15 protein-coding genes and 1 pseudogene are annotated in these 17,906 nt (G+C 49.3%); 7 read left to right on the plus strand and 9 right to left on the minus strand.

All coding sequences use genetic code 11. The features are described from left to right. Positions 1 to 15: 15 nt before the first annotated feature. Positions 16 to 141, minus strand: a pseudogene (locus GIW48_RS13835) (DUF4113 domain-containing protein); the annotation flags it as partial. Between the two features lie 196 nt (positions 142 to 337). Between GIW48_RS13835 and GIW48_RS13840 the strand changes: the two are divergent. Both GIW48_RS13840 and GIW48_RS13845 read left to right on the plus strand, forming a co-directional pair. After that, a complete protein-coding gene (locus tag GIW48_RS13840; protein ID WP_236460503.1) occupies positions 338 to 1,015 on the plus strand; it encodes a hypothetical protein in 678 nt (225 codons plus the stop codon). Next, a complete protein-coding gene (locus GIW48_RS13845; protein ID WP_236460502.1) occupies positions 1,006 to 1,989 on the plus strand; it encodes a hypothetical protein in 984 nt (327 codons plus the stop codon). The genes GIW48_RS13840 and GIW48_RS13845 overlap by 10 nt, the downstream gene beginning before the upstream one ends. 1,254 nt (positions 1,990 to 3,243) lie before the next feature. On the opposite strand, the gene GIW48_RS13855 is transcribed toward GIW48_RS13845, so the two are convergent. Both GIW48_RS13855 and GIW48_RS13860 read right to left on the minus strand, forming a co-directional pair. Further along, the gene (locus GIW48_RS13855; protein ID WP_236460500.1) at positions 3,244 to 3,627 is read right to left on the minus strand and encodes a hypothetical protein; all 384 of its coding nucleotides are present in this window, start codon (positions 3,625 to 3,627) and stop codon (positions 3,244 to 3,246) included. A 579-nt stretch (positions 3,628 to 4,206) separates the two neighbouring features. Continuing rightward, a complete protein-coding gene (locus tag GIW48_RS13860) occupies positions 4,207 to 4,602 on the minus strand; it encodes a DUF6957 family protein (RefSeq protein ID WP_236460499.1) in 396 nt (131 codons plus the stop codon). A 200-nt stretch (positions 4,603 to 4,802) separates the two neighbouring features. Between GIW48_RS13860 and GIW48_RS13865 the strand changes: the two genes are divergently transcribed. After that, complete coding sequence (locus GIW48_RS13865; RefSeq protein ID WP_236460498.1) at positions 4,803 to 5,294, plus strand: helix-turn-helix domain-containing protein; 492 nt, start codon at positions 4,803 to 4,805, stop codon at positions 5,292 to 5,294. 246 nt (positions 5,295 to 5,540) lie between these two features. Here GIW48_RS13865 and GIW48_RS13870 read toward each other — a convergent pair whose 3' ends face one another. After that, positions 5,541 to 5,999, minus strand: coding sequence for a 3'-5' exoribonuclease (locus GIW48_RS13870; protein WP_236460497.1), 459 nt, complete (start codon positions 5,997 to 5,999; stop codon positions 5,541 to 5,543). A 17-nt stretch (positions 6,000 to 6,016) separates the two neighbouring features. Here GIW48_RS13870 and GIW48_RS13875 point away from each other — a divergent pair, with 17 nt between their 5' ends. The 3 genes from GIW48_RS13875 (at position 6,017) to GIW48_RS13885 (ending at position 8,685) form a co-directional block, all read left to right on the plus strand. Continuing rightward, complete coding sequence (locus GIW48_RS13875; protein ID WP_236460495.1) at positions 6,017 to 6,382, plus strand: hypothetical protein; 366 nt, start codon at positions 6,017 to 6,019, stop codon at positions 6,380 to 6,382. A 706-nt stretch (positions 6,383 to 7,088) separates the two neighbouring features. Further along, positions 7,089 to 8,078: a hypothetical protein gene (locus GIW48_RS13880; protein WP_236460494.1), complete on the plus strand. Its 990-nt coding sequence runs from the start codon at positions 7,089 to 7,091 to the stop codon at positions 8,076 to 8,078. Beyond that, positions 8,071 to 8,685, plus strand: coding sequence for a hypothetical protein (locus tag GIW48_RS13885; protein WP_236460493.1), 615 nt, complete (start codon positions 8,071 to 8,073; stop codon positions 8,683 to 8,685). Before GIW48_RS13880 ends, GIW48_RS13885 begins: the two co-directional genes overlap by 8 nt. 487 nt (positions 8,686 to 9,172) lie before the next feature. Here GIW48_RS13885 and GIW48_RS13890 read toward each other — a convergent pair whose 3' ends face one another. Next, on the minus strand, positions 9,173 to 9,940 hold the full coding sequence (locus tag GIW48_RS13890) for an SIR2 family NAD-dependent protein deacylase (RefSeq protein ID WP_236460492.1): 768 nt from the start codon (positions 9,938 to 9,940) through the stop codon (positions 9,173 to 9,175). Between the two features lie 323 nt (positions 9,941 to 10,263). Between GIW48_RS13890 and GIW48_RS13895 the strand changes: the two genes are divergently transcribed. After that, on the plus strand, positions 10,264 to 11,169 hold the full coding sequence (locus GIW48_RS13895) for a hypothetical protein (RefSeq protein ID WP_236460491.1): 906 nt from the start codon (positions 10,264 to 10,266) through the stop codon (positions 11,167 to 11,169). A 360-nt stretch (positions 11,170 to 11,529) separates the two neighbouring features. Here the strand turns inward: GIW48_RS13895 and GIW48_RS13900 are convergent, their stop codons facing one another. From GIW48_RS13900 to GIW48_RS13915, 4 genes are read right to left on the minus strand one after another with little or no spacing between them, the layout of a single operon-like run. Continuing rightward, complete coding sequence (locus GIW48_RS13900) at positions 11,530 to 12,819, minus strand: site-specific integrase (protein ID WP_236460490.1); 1,290 nt, start codon at positions 12,817 to 12,819, stop codon at positions 11,530 to 11,532. Position 12,820: 1 nt separating this feature from the next. Beyond that, the gene (locus GIW48_RS13905; RefSeq protein ID WP_236460489.1) at positions 12,821 to 13,795 is read right to left on the minus strand and encodes a hypothetical protein; all 975 of its coding nucleotides are present in this window, start codon (positions 13,793 to 13,795) and stop codon (positions 12,821 to 12,823) included. Between the two features lie 43 nt (positions 13,796 to 13,838). Then, positions 13,839 to 15,899 carry a tyrosine-type recombinase/integrase gene (locus tag GIW48_RS29760; protein ID WP_236460488.1) on the minus strand — a complete coding sequence of 687 codons (2,061 nt, stop codon included), beginning with the start codon at positions 15,897 to 15,899 and terminating at the stop codon, positions 13,839 to 13,841. Between the two features lie 3 nt (positions 15,900 to 15,902). Beyond that, complete coding sequence (locus GIW48_RS13915) at positions 15,903 to 17,894, minus strand: DUF4337 domain-containing protein (RefSeq protein ID WP_236460487.1); 1,992 nt, start codon at positions 17,892 to 17,894, stop codon at positions 15,903 to 15,905. Positions 17,895 to 17,906 lie beyond the last annotated feature (12 nt).

Below are 17,906 nucleotides of genomic sequence, written 5' to 3' on the forward strand. Positions count from 1 at the left end.
CCTGTTCAGTAACAGCTATCTGCAGTACACCATCCAAAGCTGGTCGACTCGTATCGTACAGCTCTGGCTCATCATCTCCCTTCTCATTCCCCAATCGGGATTGGTCGGCACGCTCGCTAAGTGCATTGTGCCTTCACCCCAAGTACAAGCGCCTAGCCTTTTTTACTGGTACCCGCGCAGCGCTTGCGCATCGGCGGTTTCACTCATCTCAACCGATATCACCTTGACCAGTGGCATTCGGCCAGTGGCTTAGGTTGTTCGGCTGTGAGAGGATTTCGTCATAAGCTCGGGCCGCCTAGCAAGGCTCAAACCGGACGGTAGCTACCAGGGAGATGTGATGGAATCGGTTGTAATGCGCACTAGGACGTTAGCGGACGTGGTCGCACGAGCGGCATCGTCAGAACTGGACATTCTTGCAGACATCATCACAGATAGGGGGGACGGTCGTCTCGCGCTGAGCACCATATCCAAAGACACGATTCTAAAAAACAAAAAACTCGGAAAGCTCCAATCTATAGGCGCTCTGCTAGCGCAAGAAATCTGCTGCTATGGTGGCAACGCGCTCGCTAACGCGTTTCGGCGTACTGGCGCTGAATACCGAGAAGTGGCGAAGGATGTGGGGATACATCTCGGCGCAAAGATTCTCAAACATGAAGATATCTTCGACATTGAAGAGAAAATAATCGAGCACGCTTTTAAAAAGTTTGCCAAAAGCTCAAGCAAAAACTTCGCGAACGAAGATAGAGCGAACTTGCTAGATCTCATCGTGCGGGGGCTCGTTTACTCGGATCGAAGCCCATTGGAGCGTTTTCTGGGAGAGCACTCCTTCGATAATGTTTTCGTGCCAATCCTTAAGATTGTGCTTCTGCCCGGCTATTTGAATAATGAAATTGCAGGACTTACCAGCCAGCTTCGCATAACTGTCCCCGCCGTGCTTCTGATCGCAAACATGCGCCAGCGTCAAGTCGACGCTGAATATAATTACTATCGAAGGAGCCTAGAAGCATGCCTATGAACACGGATGTATGGCGTGTTTTGACCGACTCACCGGAAATACTAGAAGGCATTCGCAGCGGCATATATCAAATATGGGGCGGAGTTATTCGTCATGTTGCTGGGAGTCCTGACGGTGGCCGAATTGTCGGTCATCTGAAATTTCCAGGTGATCAGCAAGCGGCCCAACAAAGCATCGAAAACCTTCAAGGATTGCTCAATCAAGGCTTCGGGTCTGCACAGACGGCGATGGGCGGCCTACAGCAAAGCATGAATGTGCTGCAAGGATTGCAGATAGCTAACCTTGCGCTGTCTGGTCTAAACCTGGCGGTTTCTGTCGCAGGCTTTGCGATAGTGTGCAGCAAACTCAATAAGCTGAGCGCACAGGTTCAAGCTCAGTCCATCAACATCAATCAGATTCTGGAAATCGTTAGCGAGGCGCGAGATCGTGCCCTATTTTTGGATGAAGCCCAGTTTCGGTCGCTCGTTTTGTCTGCCAAGCAATTTAGCGAGGAAGGAGACACCCATCAACTGAAATCGCTTCTGCCAGCTATCACGAAGGAGTACGAACTCAGCAGGCTGATCCTTCAGAAGCATGCGAGCATAGCGAGCAGCAGCATTGAGTATCTTCCTACTATCGCCCTTTTTCAGGAGCGCCTTGTCCATATTGGACTGCTTCGCTCTCATGTGCAGATGCGGGTCGGTGCACCAAAATACGCCGAGGAATCCTTACAAGACCTGTTAACTGAATTGCCCGCCCTCAACGCGACTCGTGTTGAATCCCTGTTAAAAGACAAGCAAATGGCGATACAAATGCCGGCTGACCATTTTCCGAAGATCTTGGATTTCTTGGAGCAGGGCAAAGCTATCCTCCCGGCGCTGTCCTATGAGTCCAACTTAATAGCTTTGGAGCGCAGTCAACCTGGGACACTCGCCCAGTTTGCAGCCAACGACTCAGGCCAAATTTTGATTTTTCCCATAAGAGCTAATGCGTGATCAGCTAGCATAGGTAGGCATACGGATAATGCCTGCTTCATAGGCGCCGGCTGCATCAAACTCATGCTCGCTGCCGCCTGCAGTAGTACACCGCGTAGCGCCCCGGAAACTGCGGGTGTACAGCCCTCAAGCCTCGATTCCGGCTGCCGATAACATCTCTGGCTTCTCGATCTGACGCCTGCGCTATCTGCCCGCAGTGGTCAGATGTCCACCTTTTACAGCTCACTAGGAATATCAGAATGATGACGTGTCCGAAGTGTCACGAGACGAATGTCGACAAACTTAATTACGGGAAACGCGTAGGTGGCGCTACCGGTGCTGTCGCTGGTGGGGTTGCAGGCTACGCAGGCGGGGCAGCTGGAGCAGCGGCTGGCGGGGAAGCGGGCGCTGTCGTAGGCGCGTTTGCCGGCCCAGTGGGAATTGCGGCTGGAGCTACCATTGGGGCTATTGCTGGAGGCATATTAGGTGCCCTGTTTGGCGGAGCTACAGGAGCCGCAGTAGGTGCCAAGGCTGGTGAGGCAATCGATGAAAATGTCCTCGACAATTATAAATGTCTTAACAAAGATTGCGGTCATAAGTTCAGCCTCTGAACACTTCAATTGCGTCTTCTCAGCTCGGCTGCAGTAAGAACTGGAAAGCTGAGATTTTCGCATTCGACAGAAGTTGCACTAGGTCTTTGCCGCCCCGAATGGGGCGAAACTCCGTAAGCGTCTGCCCAACACCACTTGCTTAACGATCAGCGTCTTTCTGGAGGCAGAATACCTGAAGGAGGTTTTCACGAGCCTGCCTAGACAGCGCACCAGTGATATTAACGAGCTGCTGCCGAAAAATTGGTTGCCTGTTTAACCCTGCCCTGATGATTCTGAGAAAATTCAAACGTTGGTACAACTGTTGAACGCCTAGGTAATGGCGATCAACATCAGATATCGTCTTGCTCTTCTCTAATTTCGAACTCATCCCAAGCCCCCAGGTAAACCTTCCTACAAGGCATTTTGGTAATGAAGCCTTGCTCCAGAAGCTGTCTTGGGATGTCCCTCATCAAATCAGATATCTCCCATTGTTGCGCCGTCGGCGGCATGATCCTTTCAACGAATAAATCCAAGTCGAAGTCGTGCGTCGCGACAAACGGCCCTGCGCGGTCGTACTGCTCAAAAACACCTGATTCTATTCAGACGACTTCCCCCGCTTTCACGATCATAACGATACCTCGAGGTTTTTCAGGAGACTTCGCTCACTGCAAAAACGAACAGACGGTTACTGTAGAATCCGTGGCGTGAAATGGTGCTGTCCCTGTGAAAGGCGCAGAAATTTACGCAGGCTCGCACGTCCATTCTCACGTTGGAAGGTTGCGAGCACGTACCGGCTATTTTCCGTAGTCATCACCCAAAACCGCCCCTCACGTTCGACCTTCAGCACGTCAGAAGTCCTGATCAGGTGGCCATCGCCAAACCGACCGTACTGGTCTTTACGCTTGTGGCCAAAAACAACACCGATGCCTGCGCGAGACCTGATAGATACTCCGCAAAGGTAGGCGGTGACAGGCATATCAAAAGCTTGCTCCTGAGCTTTGATGATTCGCTTGAGATCGAAGTCTGTGTGGCGTTTCCCGTGAAAATTTACATCTATAGTGTCGAGCATCATTGCGCTCCGGTGCTATTCCGCAAGGCGTTATCAGGAATTCCGCACGGAACCAGACGCGTTGGTATCGTGCAAGATTGTTGGTAATTTCAGACTGATCGAATCATGCTCGGGAGAAAGATCGGGCGAAGGTCTGTTAGCAAGTCGATTTGAAAGTCTGGTCGTTGAGAGCTGTGGTAGACAGCACCTCCCTCAACCTCTATTAGGCAGACCTCAAAATCACCGTCGTAACCTAGAGTTACTTTAGTTACGCGTTCCATGTCCCATCTGGCGCCCTTGTTCATCCATGCCGGAGTCATAACCTGGACATCAGTTATCTCTTGTTCAGCACTCTGGGTAACGAGCATTTTTTGCAACCTGTGCTCACCCTCAATCATGTGGGCAAGTTCAGTGCTACGCCCCTGCTCACTAACGCGGACAGTGAGGTGGTACCAGTGAGTTCTGAGAATCCGTGACACGCTATGCCAATGCGCAAGGCCTTCACCAAAGATCCCCGGGACGCCGATAAGATCTGAGTCTTGTGTTCTGAACATCAGGTGCCTCAATTTTCTGCGGACGCAAAGCAGCCCGGTTGGTAATTCAAAATAGAGAGAAAATCTCTTTGATGGTTGCTGACTTGCGATTACCCGGCCCGAGAAGGACGTAAACGGTATTCCGCGTCTCGAACAGAAAGCCGTCGTTGAGCGCAGTGCCCATACTCGATCTGACCCAGTGGCCAGGTTCAAAACGCCTCTGCTCGTCGTCCACGACCTTGTGGGCAAACATAAACATTGGTTGGCATCCGGCAGCGGCTACTTTGGTTCGTTCGGCGTCGGTGACGATAGCGTCCAGGATTGTCCACTCTTCGACGGCACAGAGAGGAAGGTACTTGTAATGCTTTCGGGCCGCTTCGAGCGCTTCGTCGAGGGTCAGCTCAAAGCCAACGAGCTTGATCCCCGGGTCGCCCAGCAGGCCATCGTTGATGGAGCTATCCACGAATCACCTCTCAAACTCTTCAATATTTGTAAATTAAAAGCCTATGCAACCGATACGGCCCTCGCGGTCTGGAGGCCCCCTCTTTAGGCTCAAAAATTCAGATAAACGAATGATCACGTTACGACATACACAATAATACCTCATATTGATGTTTATCGGAAACCCCGCTCTGTGGCTATATCCTGAGTTTTGGCGAAGCCATGCAGCTTAAAATTGCCTTAGCAGGCGCACTACGGGCTCTCCGGCTGAACCGGCGTTTCCGTTACGAACAGCTTTCTGATGCCAGCGCCAGATCCAAGATCAGCGCTCTCGAGCGGGGCGAAACCAGCATTACGCTGGAAAAGTTTGAAAGCCTTGCAGAAGCATTAGAAATTGACCCTTTGGCTCTCTTGGCTTTGTGCATGTCAGCACGGCTTGATACGCCCTATACCTCGCTTATCCAAAACGCACATAAACAGCTCCGGGAATTCGAGGCAGACGGGGGCCTGGAGCTATTTACGGATCAGTTTGCTGATGGGGCGCTGGTGCAGCGCACTCGCGGGAAACCTGCTGACACAGAGACCCTGGAGGCCGTTAGGACATTAAAGGCAACGGGAATGACCCAGGCGCGGATCGCTGAGCAGCTCGGGCTATCGCCCACCACTGTCAATCGACACTGGAAGCGGATCGTCGATGAAGGCCAGGACGCATAGGTAGCCAAGGTGATGGCTTGCGTCGCGGGGGGCGGGTTAGGCCTGAACGTTTTGCGGATATTGACAGGGCCCGTGAGGCTACTGATTAACTTCCTACGTCTCATCAGATTTACCCGGCGGGGTTAAGCATGCCCCCCCAGTAGTCGAGGTTTTTCTTGGGGAAACTGGGTCAGCGCGAAGCAAATAACGTCTCCACAATGCCGGCCCTGGTTAACAACAAAACGTGCGTAGCTTCGGGCTCGATGGCTAAATTTTATAAGATGTATGGCTGAACATGCTGGCGATGATTCGAGCGTCCAGCAGGGCATTATGAGGAAGCGGCGCGCCATCATTGACTGCCTCCAGAGTCGTAGCGTCGGTGGGGTGATTGCGCACATTCCGTGGCCACTTTCCTTCGTCGCAGACGAGCTGGCAAAAGAGCTTCCAGTCGTATTGGGGGGCGTCCGTGACGATCTCTAAATCATCATCGTAGGACGCGAGGAACTCGAGCAATCTCTTCCTGGCCTCTATCACGGGTAACGCGTGAGCTCCTGCCCAGAGCTGTGGAAGAACGATCCTAACTACAAACTCGCTGCAGTCGTCTTCTTTCCATGCGCCCAGTAATTCGACGTAGAATTCGTGCCCATCCTCGGCCACTAAAGCCAGCAATATAAGCTTCGCCGCTGCCGAGAGCTGGGTAAATTCGCAATCAAGAAAGAGCCTCACCATTGATTCCTCTACGCATGACCAGCACACGTTTGAAAATGGCACAGGAGGGACTGCTGTGGAAGACTGCACTGGCACACTTTGGCCGCAAAGGCCTCTATGAAGTGGTCGTCGATCTATGGACAAAATTTCAACCACCAGCCCGCGCAACCGTCGAGTATTTAGATATCGATCACGTAGGCATTGATGTCCTAAATATTCTAAGAAATGCCCAAGCCACCATGGGTGCGGTCGTGCCCAATAGCCCGGCTGACCCAGGGCGGCTCGCGATTTATTCCGTCCATGCCGAGTATCTCGCTGCCGAGGTACTGAAGATCATGCCGGTCGTGACGTTGCCGCGTCGCTTGAGGGGGACGCGGCTTGAGGTTGATCTGGGGATGTAGATCTTAGGACAGAAAGGAGGGGCGGCGGTCAAACGAGCAGAGCAACTCTTAAGAGGATCAGGCTGCCGTTAGAGTGAGAAATTGCAATCCGCTTGCGCACCCGATTGGAACGGTACTGACCACTCGCTTGTATAGACTTTGACCAGCATACCAGTAACCATTCTTGGCTGAGAACGGCATATTGCAGCAGGTGGCAACCTGCAGAAATCGGCCAGAATCAGACTGTCACCCAATGCACCCTGCTGATTGCGATTGCTCTCGAAATCAGGGCATGGGTGACTAGCCTTCCTTTCTAAAGTGCATCGAGTCATTCGATATTGCTTTCCAGACGCTTTAGCTTATCCACCGCCTATCCCTCATTTGATCTGCATCAGGTCATAGCGAACGCGCGAGCCGCTCGGATGCCGTCAAACGAGATAAAAGTCGAAACAGCGGCACCCCCAGGCGCGGCACACCGCACTTTGTGATTACGGCATCCTTGGGAGTTCGTGGCAGTGAGGGAGTGTACATTTAGTGGGTTCTGCACAACGTCGCGGTGCTATAGCGCTGGCTGTGATCTTTCGGGAAGCAGGTCGCCGCCGCTGCGGAGTTGAATTTCCTGACAGATGGCAGGAAGCTGCACACTGCCATTGGTGACAAAAAATTGGTAAGCAACTATGGTTGGTATCAGTTTGCCATCCGTAAATCCGGAACGTAGAGGGATCTAATGTCCAAGCCACCGCGCCCCATTGAGTTGGGTAATTTTGTCTGCAAGTTCGGCAGCAAAAATCTTCTTGATTATTTTGATACTGTTGTCTATCCAGCTTTTGCTGATGATGGCCTACTGCGGAAATACGGTGATACGAAATATTTTTTCGATAAAGTTGAGCTGATAACCATCGACGGCAGAGTTCTACTGGTCGGTAGATTTATAAAAGATATGATTCTGGAGCGAGAACAGATCTACAAGCAGTCACAAGGATTGGTAGAGGATCATGATGAAATGCAATCCTCTCCGTCAGCAATATTTGTGCTGGTTCTGGATGTCCATCGTTTGATCTATCTGAAAGAAACAAAATTTGCGCCCACGCTGGAGAATTTTAAATCAACCATAGAGAGTTTCATCAAGGCGAAACACAAGGCATACATTGATAGGCTCGCCGAGGAAAGTAAGACGGCGGGAAAACGAGTAACGAAAAAGAAGTTATTGCTTGAGCATTTCCCCCCGACACTGGATTTAATTCCTTTGACATCAGCTCGCAGCGTGGAAGATTTCATTCGCCAGTATGAAGTGCTCAGCTCCGTGACCTATAAATTTTCAGATAGGAACGATGAACTAGACAACGAAGGGTTTTTCCGGGCAGTTCAGAGGCAAAAAGACGAGGTGGGCAGTCGTACCACAACAATCAAGCACTCAAGCCCAGAGGGCCTAGAGAAAGAGGCCGTAATTGAAGAGGTTCAGGCTGCTACAGTGCAGGGTAACCAGCGGGTGGTAATGGTCGGAAAAGATTCATCTGGAAACACCGTTAAGGGCGACAATAACGATTTCCAGCTGAAGACATCGATAGAAGTTACCAGCCATACGCCGATTCGTATCGCAAAAAAAATGTTTGGTAAATTTTTAGAACTTCTGGGTGATGATTTGATTCAAGTCGAGAACCCGCCCAGAAGCGCGCGTGAGAAATTAGCACCCTATAGAGACAATGATGATGAATAATGATGATCTGTCGGCCAAGGCGTTGACGGAGGAAAAAAGCCTGTGGGCCATCTATCTGAAGGCTCGTCGGATCCCTTTTAACTCTTTCAATATCTGGACAACCATCGCCGTTGTGGGTCTCGTGACTGCTCAATACTGCGTCTTAGAGATCTCTCTTGATGAAAAGCTTAAAATTGTGAAAGAGTTCTCGTCAATTGCCATGGGGATTGTCGTCTCTGTGCTTGGCTTTCTTTTGGCGGGCTTCACCATCTTCGCCACTATTAGTCAACCTGACATGTTGGTTGCTATGTCTAGGCACCGCCACGAGAAATCCGGCTTATCCTATCTGAAGAATAATTTCTTTATTTTTATACGGATCTTTATCTATTACTTGGTATATACCGTAGCTTGTTTGTTGATAACCGTCTTCGGGGTTAAGGGTGGGCTATTGTACAAGCTTGTATCTATGTCGCCGATTGGGTGCCATATCGAAGAGTGGCTCGTAGGTATCTCATATGTTTTTCTTTATGGTGGCATGTTCTTTCTTATGATGCAGCTTAAGTCTTTTATCTACAACGTTTATCTGTCAGTGATGACTGCTATCAGGTGGAAGGCTATGCAAGATTGATGAGCGGAAGGCTCAGCCTGTTGTCAGTCGGTATTTTTTGAATATCTTCGAGCCCAGCGTCGCCGACGTCGTTGATTGTCTATCTCACAGGGGATGGGCTGTTTTGGATGTGCCCTATACCAACTCGGATGTGATTTCTTTTGGCCGTCCTCAGTGATGCTTCACTCTGCATGCGCCCCAAGCTGAGACTGGTGCCCCGTTACCTCAATTGGATGAGGCCCCCGCATCCTGCGACGACTGTGCCCTCAGAAATAGATAATTTGACTGTCTGCTTTGGGTCGTAGATAGCCGTTGCAGACTTGCGCAAGAACGACATCTAGCCGACTGCTAGACATCAAGACCTTATACCTGCGCCGGCCCACGAAGGGCCAGAGGCTTGAGGATGAACACCCGAAGGGCCAAAACCTGGCGCAGCCAGGGTTTGGTTCACGCCAGCCGCACCCCAAGGGGGCAAGCCCATAGCAGAAGTGATGTGAATCTCTATCGACTACGAAACAAGACCGTCGCCGAAGGCTTCGCAAAGCAGGCTTTGCATCATGTCCGAAGCAGGGCCCTGGAGAAAATGCTCCTTACTGCTGATCTCGAACCGCACAGGATTGATGTGAACCACAGTTGCCCCGTGACCCAGCGCACGTAGCGGTAGCTCAGCAGCTGGGTAAACAATCCCGGACGTACCAATCGAGAGAAAGACATCGCAGTCATCTGCAGCTGCGAGACCAGCACTCCATGCGTCCTCCGGAAGCATCTCACCGAACCAAACGACTCCAGGTCGAACATGCCCATCACATGCACTGCATCGTGGCGGCTCAATCCGACTTCCACCCTCAGGCAGCGCGTCAGACTTTACGGGCAACGTATACGCCAGCCCACAGTCGATGCAACGGGGTGAATACAGGCTGCCATGGAGATGAATCACGTCCTGGCTACCAGCGCGCTCATGGAGGTCATCAACGTTCTGGGTCACCACGGTTAGCATGGGCACATGCTTAGCAAGCTCTGCGATAGCGAGATGAGCTCCATTTGGCTGCGCCTGGATAACCTTCAGCCGGCGCCACTCGTACCATCCCCAGCACAGGCTCGGGTCTGCACGAAACGCTTCAGGAGTCGCAAGCTGCGCAGGATCAAATCGCTCCCATAGTCCGCTCAGCGCATATCGGAATGTTGGGATGCCGCTTTCTGCTGACGCTCCTGCACCCGTGAAGACAACGATATGATGAGCCTCACGCAATCGCTCAGCGAGGGAACTGGTAGTCACAAACTAACCCCTTGATATGCGGCATTTGATCATCGTCCACGCTGCCTAGATCTGCAGCAAATCGAACGAGGCATGTTGAGTTGGTTGAAGCCGCTCCTTCCATAGGCCATCGGAGGCTCTTCGCGAATTTAACCACTGCAAATATAATATTGCGAAAGCAATCAACGATGGGTAGCATCCACGCAAGGTCTAGAGAACCATCCCCTCCCGCCCCTCTTGGGCACGGTAAATCTCTGTTGAAAAATTCTTTGCTGCGCTCCTAACTGAGCACTGAATGGCAAGGGGAGGCCCCGTTCTTACATGTGCTCATCATGGAGAAAGGTATGCCTGCTCTCAGTATTGCCGAAGCAAAAGAATTAGCGCACTACGTAAAACATTCTCACGCTCACATCTTCAATACCGTACCGCTCGGGAAATGGCTGACAGCTATATCGCGCGCCTGTGGGTTCCGTGACTGGAACGTGATGAGCGTCAAAGCACCGAAATTACCTGACTCGTCCAGTGATGATTGGGGAGACTCTGGTCTCGGTTTTGCTGTTGTTTGCGCGCCGGGGCGTGCGACCTCCTACCACTTGATCCATGATCGCAGCAACGCCTGGAACATGGTGAAAGTCGCCGAAAAACTAGCTCAAAGGATCGCCAGTGGTGGAGAGCATCGGTTTTCAGGCGCGACTTCAAAGTTTTCGTTGCTAGACCCAGCCGAGCCTATCGAAGAATGGCCGGCTTTCAATCTCCCCATACGAAGAAAGCATTCCACAGCGCTTCCCCCTGTTCAGGTCACGATAGCGGACGGAGAGGTCACTATTTGGCTCTGGTGGCTAAGTCCACGTTACCTGCTTCGCGCAGGCGATCCAGGTGAGCCGGAAACCCTCGCCTTCTACTCTCTGCATGAGCAATCCATGACTACCAAAAATGGGTGCGTTACAAGCTTGTTTTTGCGTGAACTGACCGGTAAGGCCTTACCAAAAAGACACTGCTACTACTGCACCGAGCTTCCAAACGAGCGACACATTTACAGGCTGATGCTCGTGCAGGAAGGCAGTCGTGAAGGGCAAGCAACCCAATACGCTTATGACAATCATGAGTCTGCAGTCAGGCAGAAAATAACGTTGAACTCGAGCCTTGGGTTGAGTGAGCGGGATGCCCAAGCCGTATCAGCGGTATTCGCCCAATACGATCCTTATTATGAAGAGGATTATTTCGACGACTACTCGCACAACAACGACTGACTCAGCCATTGCTAGCTAGGAATCAATCTATATGTCAACGTATCACTATCAGTGCCAACATTGTTATTGCACCACCAGTATGTGGGAGGTGGAAGATGGCGAAGACAATTACTATGGAGGTGCCATTGAAGACTGTGGGTGTACGCCGCTCCATGGTGGCCAGGATGAAGATGATGACTAACGCTTGATGCTTATAGGCCATTACCGCAAGCGAAGCGCGCCGGCCCTGGGCCAGAGGCTTGAGGATGGAAGCCCGTAGGGCCAAAACCTGACGCAGCCAGGGTTTGGTTTACGACAGCCCTACCCCGAAGTGGGCAAGCCCAAACTAGAGACAATGTGAGCCATCCCAGGATCCCGATCTTAACTTTTGAATACTGGCTCGCTGAGAAACTCACTGACTGTCTGATCCGCGTTGATGTAAAGCTCGTTCACATAGCCTTCGTGCGCAAGCAACAGAACACGAGCCACATCAACATAGTGATCGTAGGTAGTATGCAGGTGAGCGTGGCCCATCTGCGCTTTCAGCACTTCCATTGCAGCGATGTCTTTTACTTCACTAAGCTCACCCAGCAATCCCGACCCAAATCGCTTGATCAAAAACATGGTTGGCCACCAATGTCTGCTGTCATAGAAGCAAACATCAGAGCGCATTTTCGAACCATTGCTTATAGCCCGCACTTTCGCAGCAGTGGAGCGAGTCGCTACCATCCTAGGTGTCACAGGCTCCCCGGCGGCATTCAAAAACAGAATCGAAGGTGGGCAAGGCTTACCATACTTTTTGGCGTATAACTCTGCCCTAGGCGGGTAAAGTGTATTCGTATAGTTATCGGCTAAAGCTTTAAGATCCCCTTGATGGATTCTGATGGTACGGTGCTTTTTGCCTTTACTAAAATAGATTCGGTATTCAACTGTTTCTTCATCGAACGTCATGTTTTCATGTGGCTGGATATGTCGATTAAACCCATTGCCCGCGTAGGGGAAATCACACAGATCCATAGGGCGCATCGCGGTGCCCAACGCAAGCATGAACATCGCTACGTAGACAGGGTCATGGAACCCACCAACGAAATCCCTGATCTCCTGGTTAGTGATAAGTGAATAGCTTTGCTTCTGTCGCCACTCACGATCCAAGGCTTTAATGCCTTTACCATCCAATGCAACGCGCGCCTCACGTTTGATATAGCTGAGCAAATCATTGTTCTTAAAATTAGGCTGCCAGGTTTTTAGCTTGAAATTTAAGCAACTAGAATAGCCTTCCAAATCCAACCAGTAAAAGAATCCGTAGACGAGTTTACCCTCATCAATGATCGTAGCTGTACTCGGCTTCAAGGACTGTTTTGCCTGACGCTTAATCGCTCGATGAACCTGCCAATTTTTCAAATCATCGTTGTCTACGAGCGCATGATATCGATAAAGCTCTACCCCTTCATACTTAGCCGTGGTAGACAAATATCGATAGAACTTAGCAATTAAATGGGAGTATCTATTAGATGTATCTTCGGACTGTGCTGTGACAGCGCGAAGGTAAAGGTTAGCATGGCTTAGAAGCACACGCTTTTGACCGCTTTCCGCAATCAATATGTAGTGAGTGGTTTCCTTACCTGACAGTGGGCACGCATAGGTAATTAGTTTTCTGGAGATCTCGAGCATCTCAATCTCCTTGGGCAATTTTAGACACCACTACACGATCAAAACCATCCTGAATACTAGGGAGCGGCTCTTTATCGAAGCTTCGAAATTCAGGAGCGGGAATCTGGCCATACAAAAAGCCGCGTTGGGCTTTGATCGTTGCCTCGCTGTCACAATACGGAACGAATATCTCGAGTGGCCTTGCATCGACCAAACCACGGACGAAGTCCCGAATTTCGGATCTGGATGCAAGAGGCAAATCAATCACTACAACAGCGTCCGCTGGATGAAAGTTCTTCTCGAGAAACTTATCGAATGAGGAAATGAAACGATTCTGAAAAATTACAACCCTGACAGCACCTTTCTTCAGGAATTTTTGTAGTTTTTCCTTTAGTTTACTGATTGCGAGAGTCTTATCTCTGTAATAACCAGCCAGGTCTTGAGTCTCTGAATATCTGGCCACAGCATCCCGAGTATCTAACTGGAACTTCATAATCATTGACTCAGGCTTGCCCTGTTGCTTTACAGCGCTGTTCAAACCACGGTTTTCTGATAGTTCGAGTTCCTTCTCTAAGAGATTTCGCTTGAGAATCTCGTTATGGAGCGCTTTCTTCTTTAGTTCGTTAGTAAGCTCTCGGGAGTGATGGATTAGCACGTCACCATTCATGAGTGTCGTTAAAAGATCTCCCTCAAGTTTCTTGTGCTCCTTCTGCTGGTTTTCCTTCACATACCTCAGCTCGGCTTGCGCCTCTCTAACCAATTTCTGGCACTGGATGATTGTTTTGCTGGCATCAGCTTGGTCTCCGACCAGCAACTCATCAACATTCCTGGCCCCGGTCAAATACGGTTTTAGATGGCTATAAAATTTATGAAAAGCCTGGCGAGATATTTCCGCGCGGGCGCAAACCTCGATCATAGTAAGGCGCTCTGAAGAGCCGCTAAGGTAATGATCACAGATGATTTTTTTGAGTCGCTGTTCAGTGTTAACTGCAGTCATTATCGCTTTCCCCTGCTCTTCTGTCGTTTACGTGAAGGGCTGTTCATGATTGCGAAACCTCACGCTCGATAACAGGTGGTTTAGGGTGCAATAACTCTTCAAGCAGTCTCTCATTAATGCTGATCTTTTGATCCAGCTCAAATTGGGCGGCGTAACTGAGTTTTCTAGAGGATGACCTGATCGCCTTATAAAACTTTAAATTCTGTTCGATCGAATCTTGAGCGGAACCTAGCACTAAATTGCGAGGACAATGAATATGACAGCTCGATACGTCCGGGCTTACTGGATAAATCAGATTTGCCCGATCAGCGATGCACGGAGGTAGAGACTCCCCAGCGTGAATAAGGCCGCTCATACAAAACGTACTAAGCGTCGTACGTTGAACCAAGACAGCCTCACCGCCTTGAAACATGTGAGAGACATACTCGAGAACCGTAAGCTTCAAAAGTTTCCCGACAAAAATGTCCGGCCTACCAGCCATGCGACCAGCAAGACCATTGGCAGCCTCTCCAGCATAAACGCCGGAATTGATAGATTGGAGAATATCGACAAAATCTTTGGCGAAGTGTTCTCTCAAGGTCTCGACAACAGATGAAACCAAGAAGGGGTTCCTTGCAATATACCGTAGCCCCATGACATAACTTGAATGACCAAAAAGCATCCGAATAATATCAATATTACGTTCAGACTTATTAATCAATATTTCAGCTATCGTTTTCCGAAAGCGATGAATATGGAGACCGTCAACACCAACTTCCGCAGAAAGATTAACGGCAACCTTGGTGATCATCCTGTCCACTTGATTCATCTCATGGGTCGGAATTACAGGCTGGAATAAGTAACCCTTCAGCATGTACTTATCAAACTCTCTAAGCTTCTTGTAAGAAGCGATGGCATCTCCTAGGTAGTCCGGGAGAGGAATCTCATCAGCCTCCCCAAAATAATTGGGATCGTCGCTGGTTTTATACCTGACAAAAGAAACATACCAGAGACCATCACTTTCCTTCTTGTAAACGTCATCGAACTGGAGCGGAGCCAACTCACGCCTGCGCAGCCCTGTCATTAGACCGAAGAGAATGAAGATTGCGTTTCGCACCCTATCTACGGCGTACATAAATCCTTTTCGCCACGTGTATAGATTCGTGTCATATGACCGGATTTTACCACCACTACCCTTTTGTTTTAACGTCTGAACAGTATGCGAAAACCCAACGATCTCAACGCCGTCTACTTCCTTACCAACTACTGCCTCAAATTCTAGATCGCGTTTTCCATAACTATAATATTTTTTATCCATCTCAGGCCGCGCATTACAATATTCCAACACCTCATTAATTACCGGAACACCCTTATCAATCCAAAAGAAAGAATAAGTTAACAAGTCGCGCAATTCATCTTCGGAAAAAGGCTTCCAGCCTACAAACGAGACACGAATAACCTTCTGGATATCTTTTCGGCGCGCTATGGTATCAACATCGTTCAAATCTACCTTTAGGCATAACTCTTCAGGAATCAACTTTTCGACGGACAAAAAAATCCAGAAATTGATATGGAAAAATAACAACCAATAAGCACGCATCACTCCGGAGTCCCGCGCATCATCTAATGCAGCATTTAAAACTCCTGCAGTGATGACACCGATATGTTCGGGAGAAGCGTCTAAAAAATTCGCTTCAAAAATATGCCGCTGTACGTAACGAAACCCGTCACTATAAGTTTCAGTCGAACGAAAACTTCGAATCGTACCGATCGGATGTAGGTGAGGTATAAAGTGGTAACATATAGCTCGCTTCAACTCTTGCAAATCACTCCGAGCACGATCGATATAAACCTCAATATCCTTAAAGCCTTCGGAGCGCAACAACACCCATCGCATTTCGCCATAATTGGAATACTCTGAAACAGGGAAGCATCCATTAGGGGACACAGCTAGCTTCGTCACCAACCCGCTCAGCTGCTGCTTGCAAACTCCCTCGGCTCCACCATGAGATGCCTCATATAGCTCGGAGAAGTAGGCATCGGCCGCATCAGACGCTTCGCGCTCAATCTCATCCAAAATGGACTGAAAAGAATCATCGTCACCTTGAGCATTATTTTTAGACACAAGTTAATCCTCAATGTAGACGATGAGTGAGCGCATATCAAACGGCAGTAACGCCTCGTATCCCCTCATGTAAACAAGCGCTTCAGCAATCGCAGATTGGTTTCCCCAAATGCTAAGGAGATATTCCAAAATTTCAATTTCATCTTTGTGCACCTCAAGGCGTCCTTCGTCCGCCTCGACCGCGCGCTGAAGTGTTGATAACCGCTCCATTAGGAAAGGTAATGAGTCGCCAAGCACGTAGATACGACTGCAAGATAAACACTTATCCAGTCGAGTACATCGCTCGTTCTTGGATAGCTCAACAGCATCTGGATAATCTGGCTTACTCGAGTCTATACAAGCCCACAGGGCACGCTCATGCCCCATGATCGTAAAAATACGAAAGGTGGGATCAGCCGACTTCGCCCGAACAGTGCTACCGACAATTCCGTGAAACTTATGACTTCGGAATTTTTCCATCAACTCTTCCTGAATGCTCCGATAGCGCACCTTTCTATCCTTGATAGCCATGGCTGAACTGTCGTAATGAGCACTCGTGGTCTCGAGGCTGGAATGGCCAAGTTGCAGGGCGGTTAGCGATAAGGGATGCTTGGTTTTTTTGGCGTTGTAGTATTCCCACGTCACCCTAAGCCGCCCCTCCAGGTCAATCGCGCTTGTAAGTGGCACACCGGCGTCCACCAGTTGGTGTTTGCCCAAAAACTCAGCGACACCAATGTTCCAATATTTCTGATTTTTCAGCGAGTTTACTCTGATATCAGGGCCGGACTCTTTGATTTGCCAGTCAGATTCATGCTCAGATAGACATAGGAATATCGACCATCTCAGCGGATCATCCAGGGCGAAACTGTCCGAGCTATTCACAACTTCAGCGAGAGGTTCTGACAGAGTCTTAGCAAGCTCCATCAAGTTAAAAATGGAGTACCTATCCGATCTGGTTGACATTGCTTTTGCGAGTTTTGGAGACGCATAGTTTTTGTTAGCAGATTGGGATTTTTCTTTTTCAGATACAACAAGAACCACATCAGAATGCGCAACCTCAGACATAGGGTGCAGAAAGTGATTTTTATCGATGGCTATAACTGTCTCTTTGTTCCAACTCGACTGTCGCTGAATGAAAAGCCCCAGAGTTGCTTGATTTTGTGCAGTAGGATAATACATTCGCACCAGATCATCATAAGCAATTGAGTCTGGGGTTTGCTTTCTGAGAATGGAATAACTATAAGGCAGACAGCAACTTAATACAAATTCGCTAGGACGGGTTATTGATTGTACATATGGTATTTTTCGGATTTTTTTGCGCAATGCCGTAGAGTCGGATTTAGTCACCCTAAATGGGTAACCATCCAACATAAGAGTCTTCAATGCTCGAGCAGGATCAATAACCCATTCTGATTGTTTACTGATCAACAAGAGCTCTGAGATCAAAGGACGGATTTCGTCCAAGCGATATGGTTCAGCGAGTTCAACCTGCTTGCGAAACTCAAGCATGAATCGCATATTATCAACTTCCGACCGCATCGATTCATAAAAACTGGCGTCGGCCGCCTCATCGAGTGGCTCTCTCACCTGAGTTTTAATCAATACGCTAGGCAACGTTAACAGTGGAAGACCATCATCGTTGTGGTTTGCCACTTTTAAAACTGCGGATCTTATGCTTCTCGCAGGATAGAGAGTTTGGCCATTGCGCCGCAACCTATCCATAAAAAGCTTAAACTGTTCAACACCGATATCCCCAACCCCCTTTAGATGAAGGTCAGGGTGGAGCTTATTATTGTGATCTTGCCTGAAATCTAGAAAATCCTTTATCGCCGAACGCAGAGCATACCCTTTCGAATAACTGACATCTGGGACATATTTTATAAACACGTAGTGAAAACCGCAGCACAAAGCATCCGTAAAACTGAACAGCGGATGCTCTATATAATTTGCGAGGATGACCTTTGCATCTGCGGACGTCGCTGATAGCTCAGCGTGATACATGGAGAGGTATCGCATATATGGCTCCTT

It is taken from the genome of Pseudomonas sp. PA-6-3C (assembly GCF_021605825.1).
Classification (GTDB): domain Bacteria; phylum Pseudomonadota; class Gammaproteobacteria; order Pseudomonadales; family Pseudomonadaceae; genus Aquipseudomonas; species Aquipseudomonas edaphica.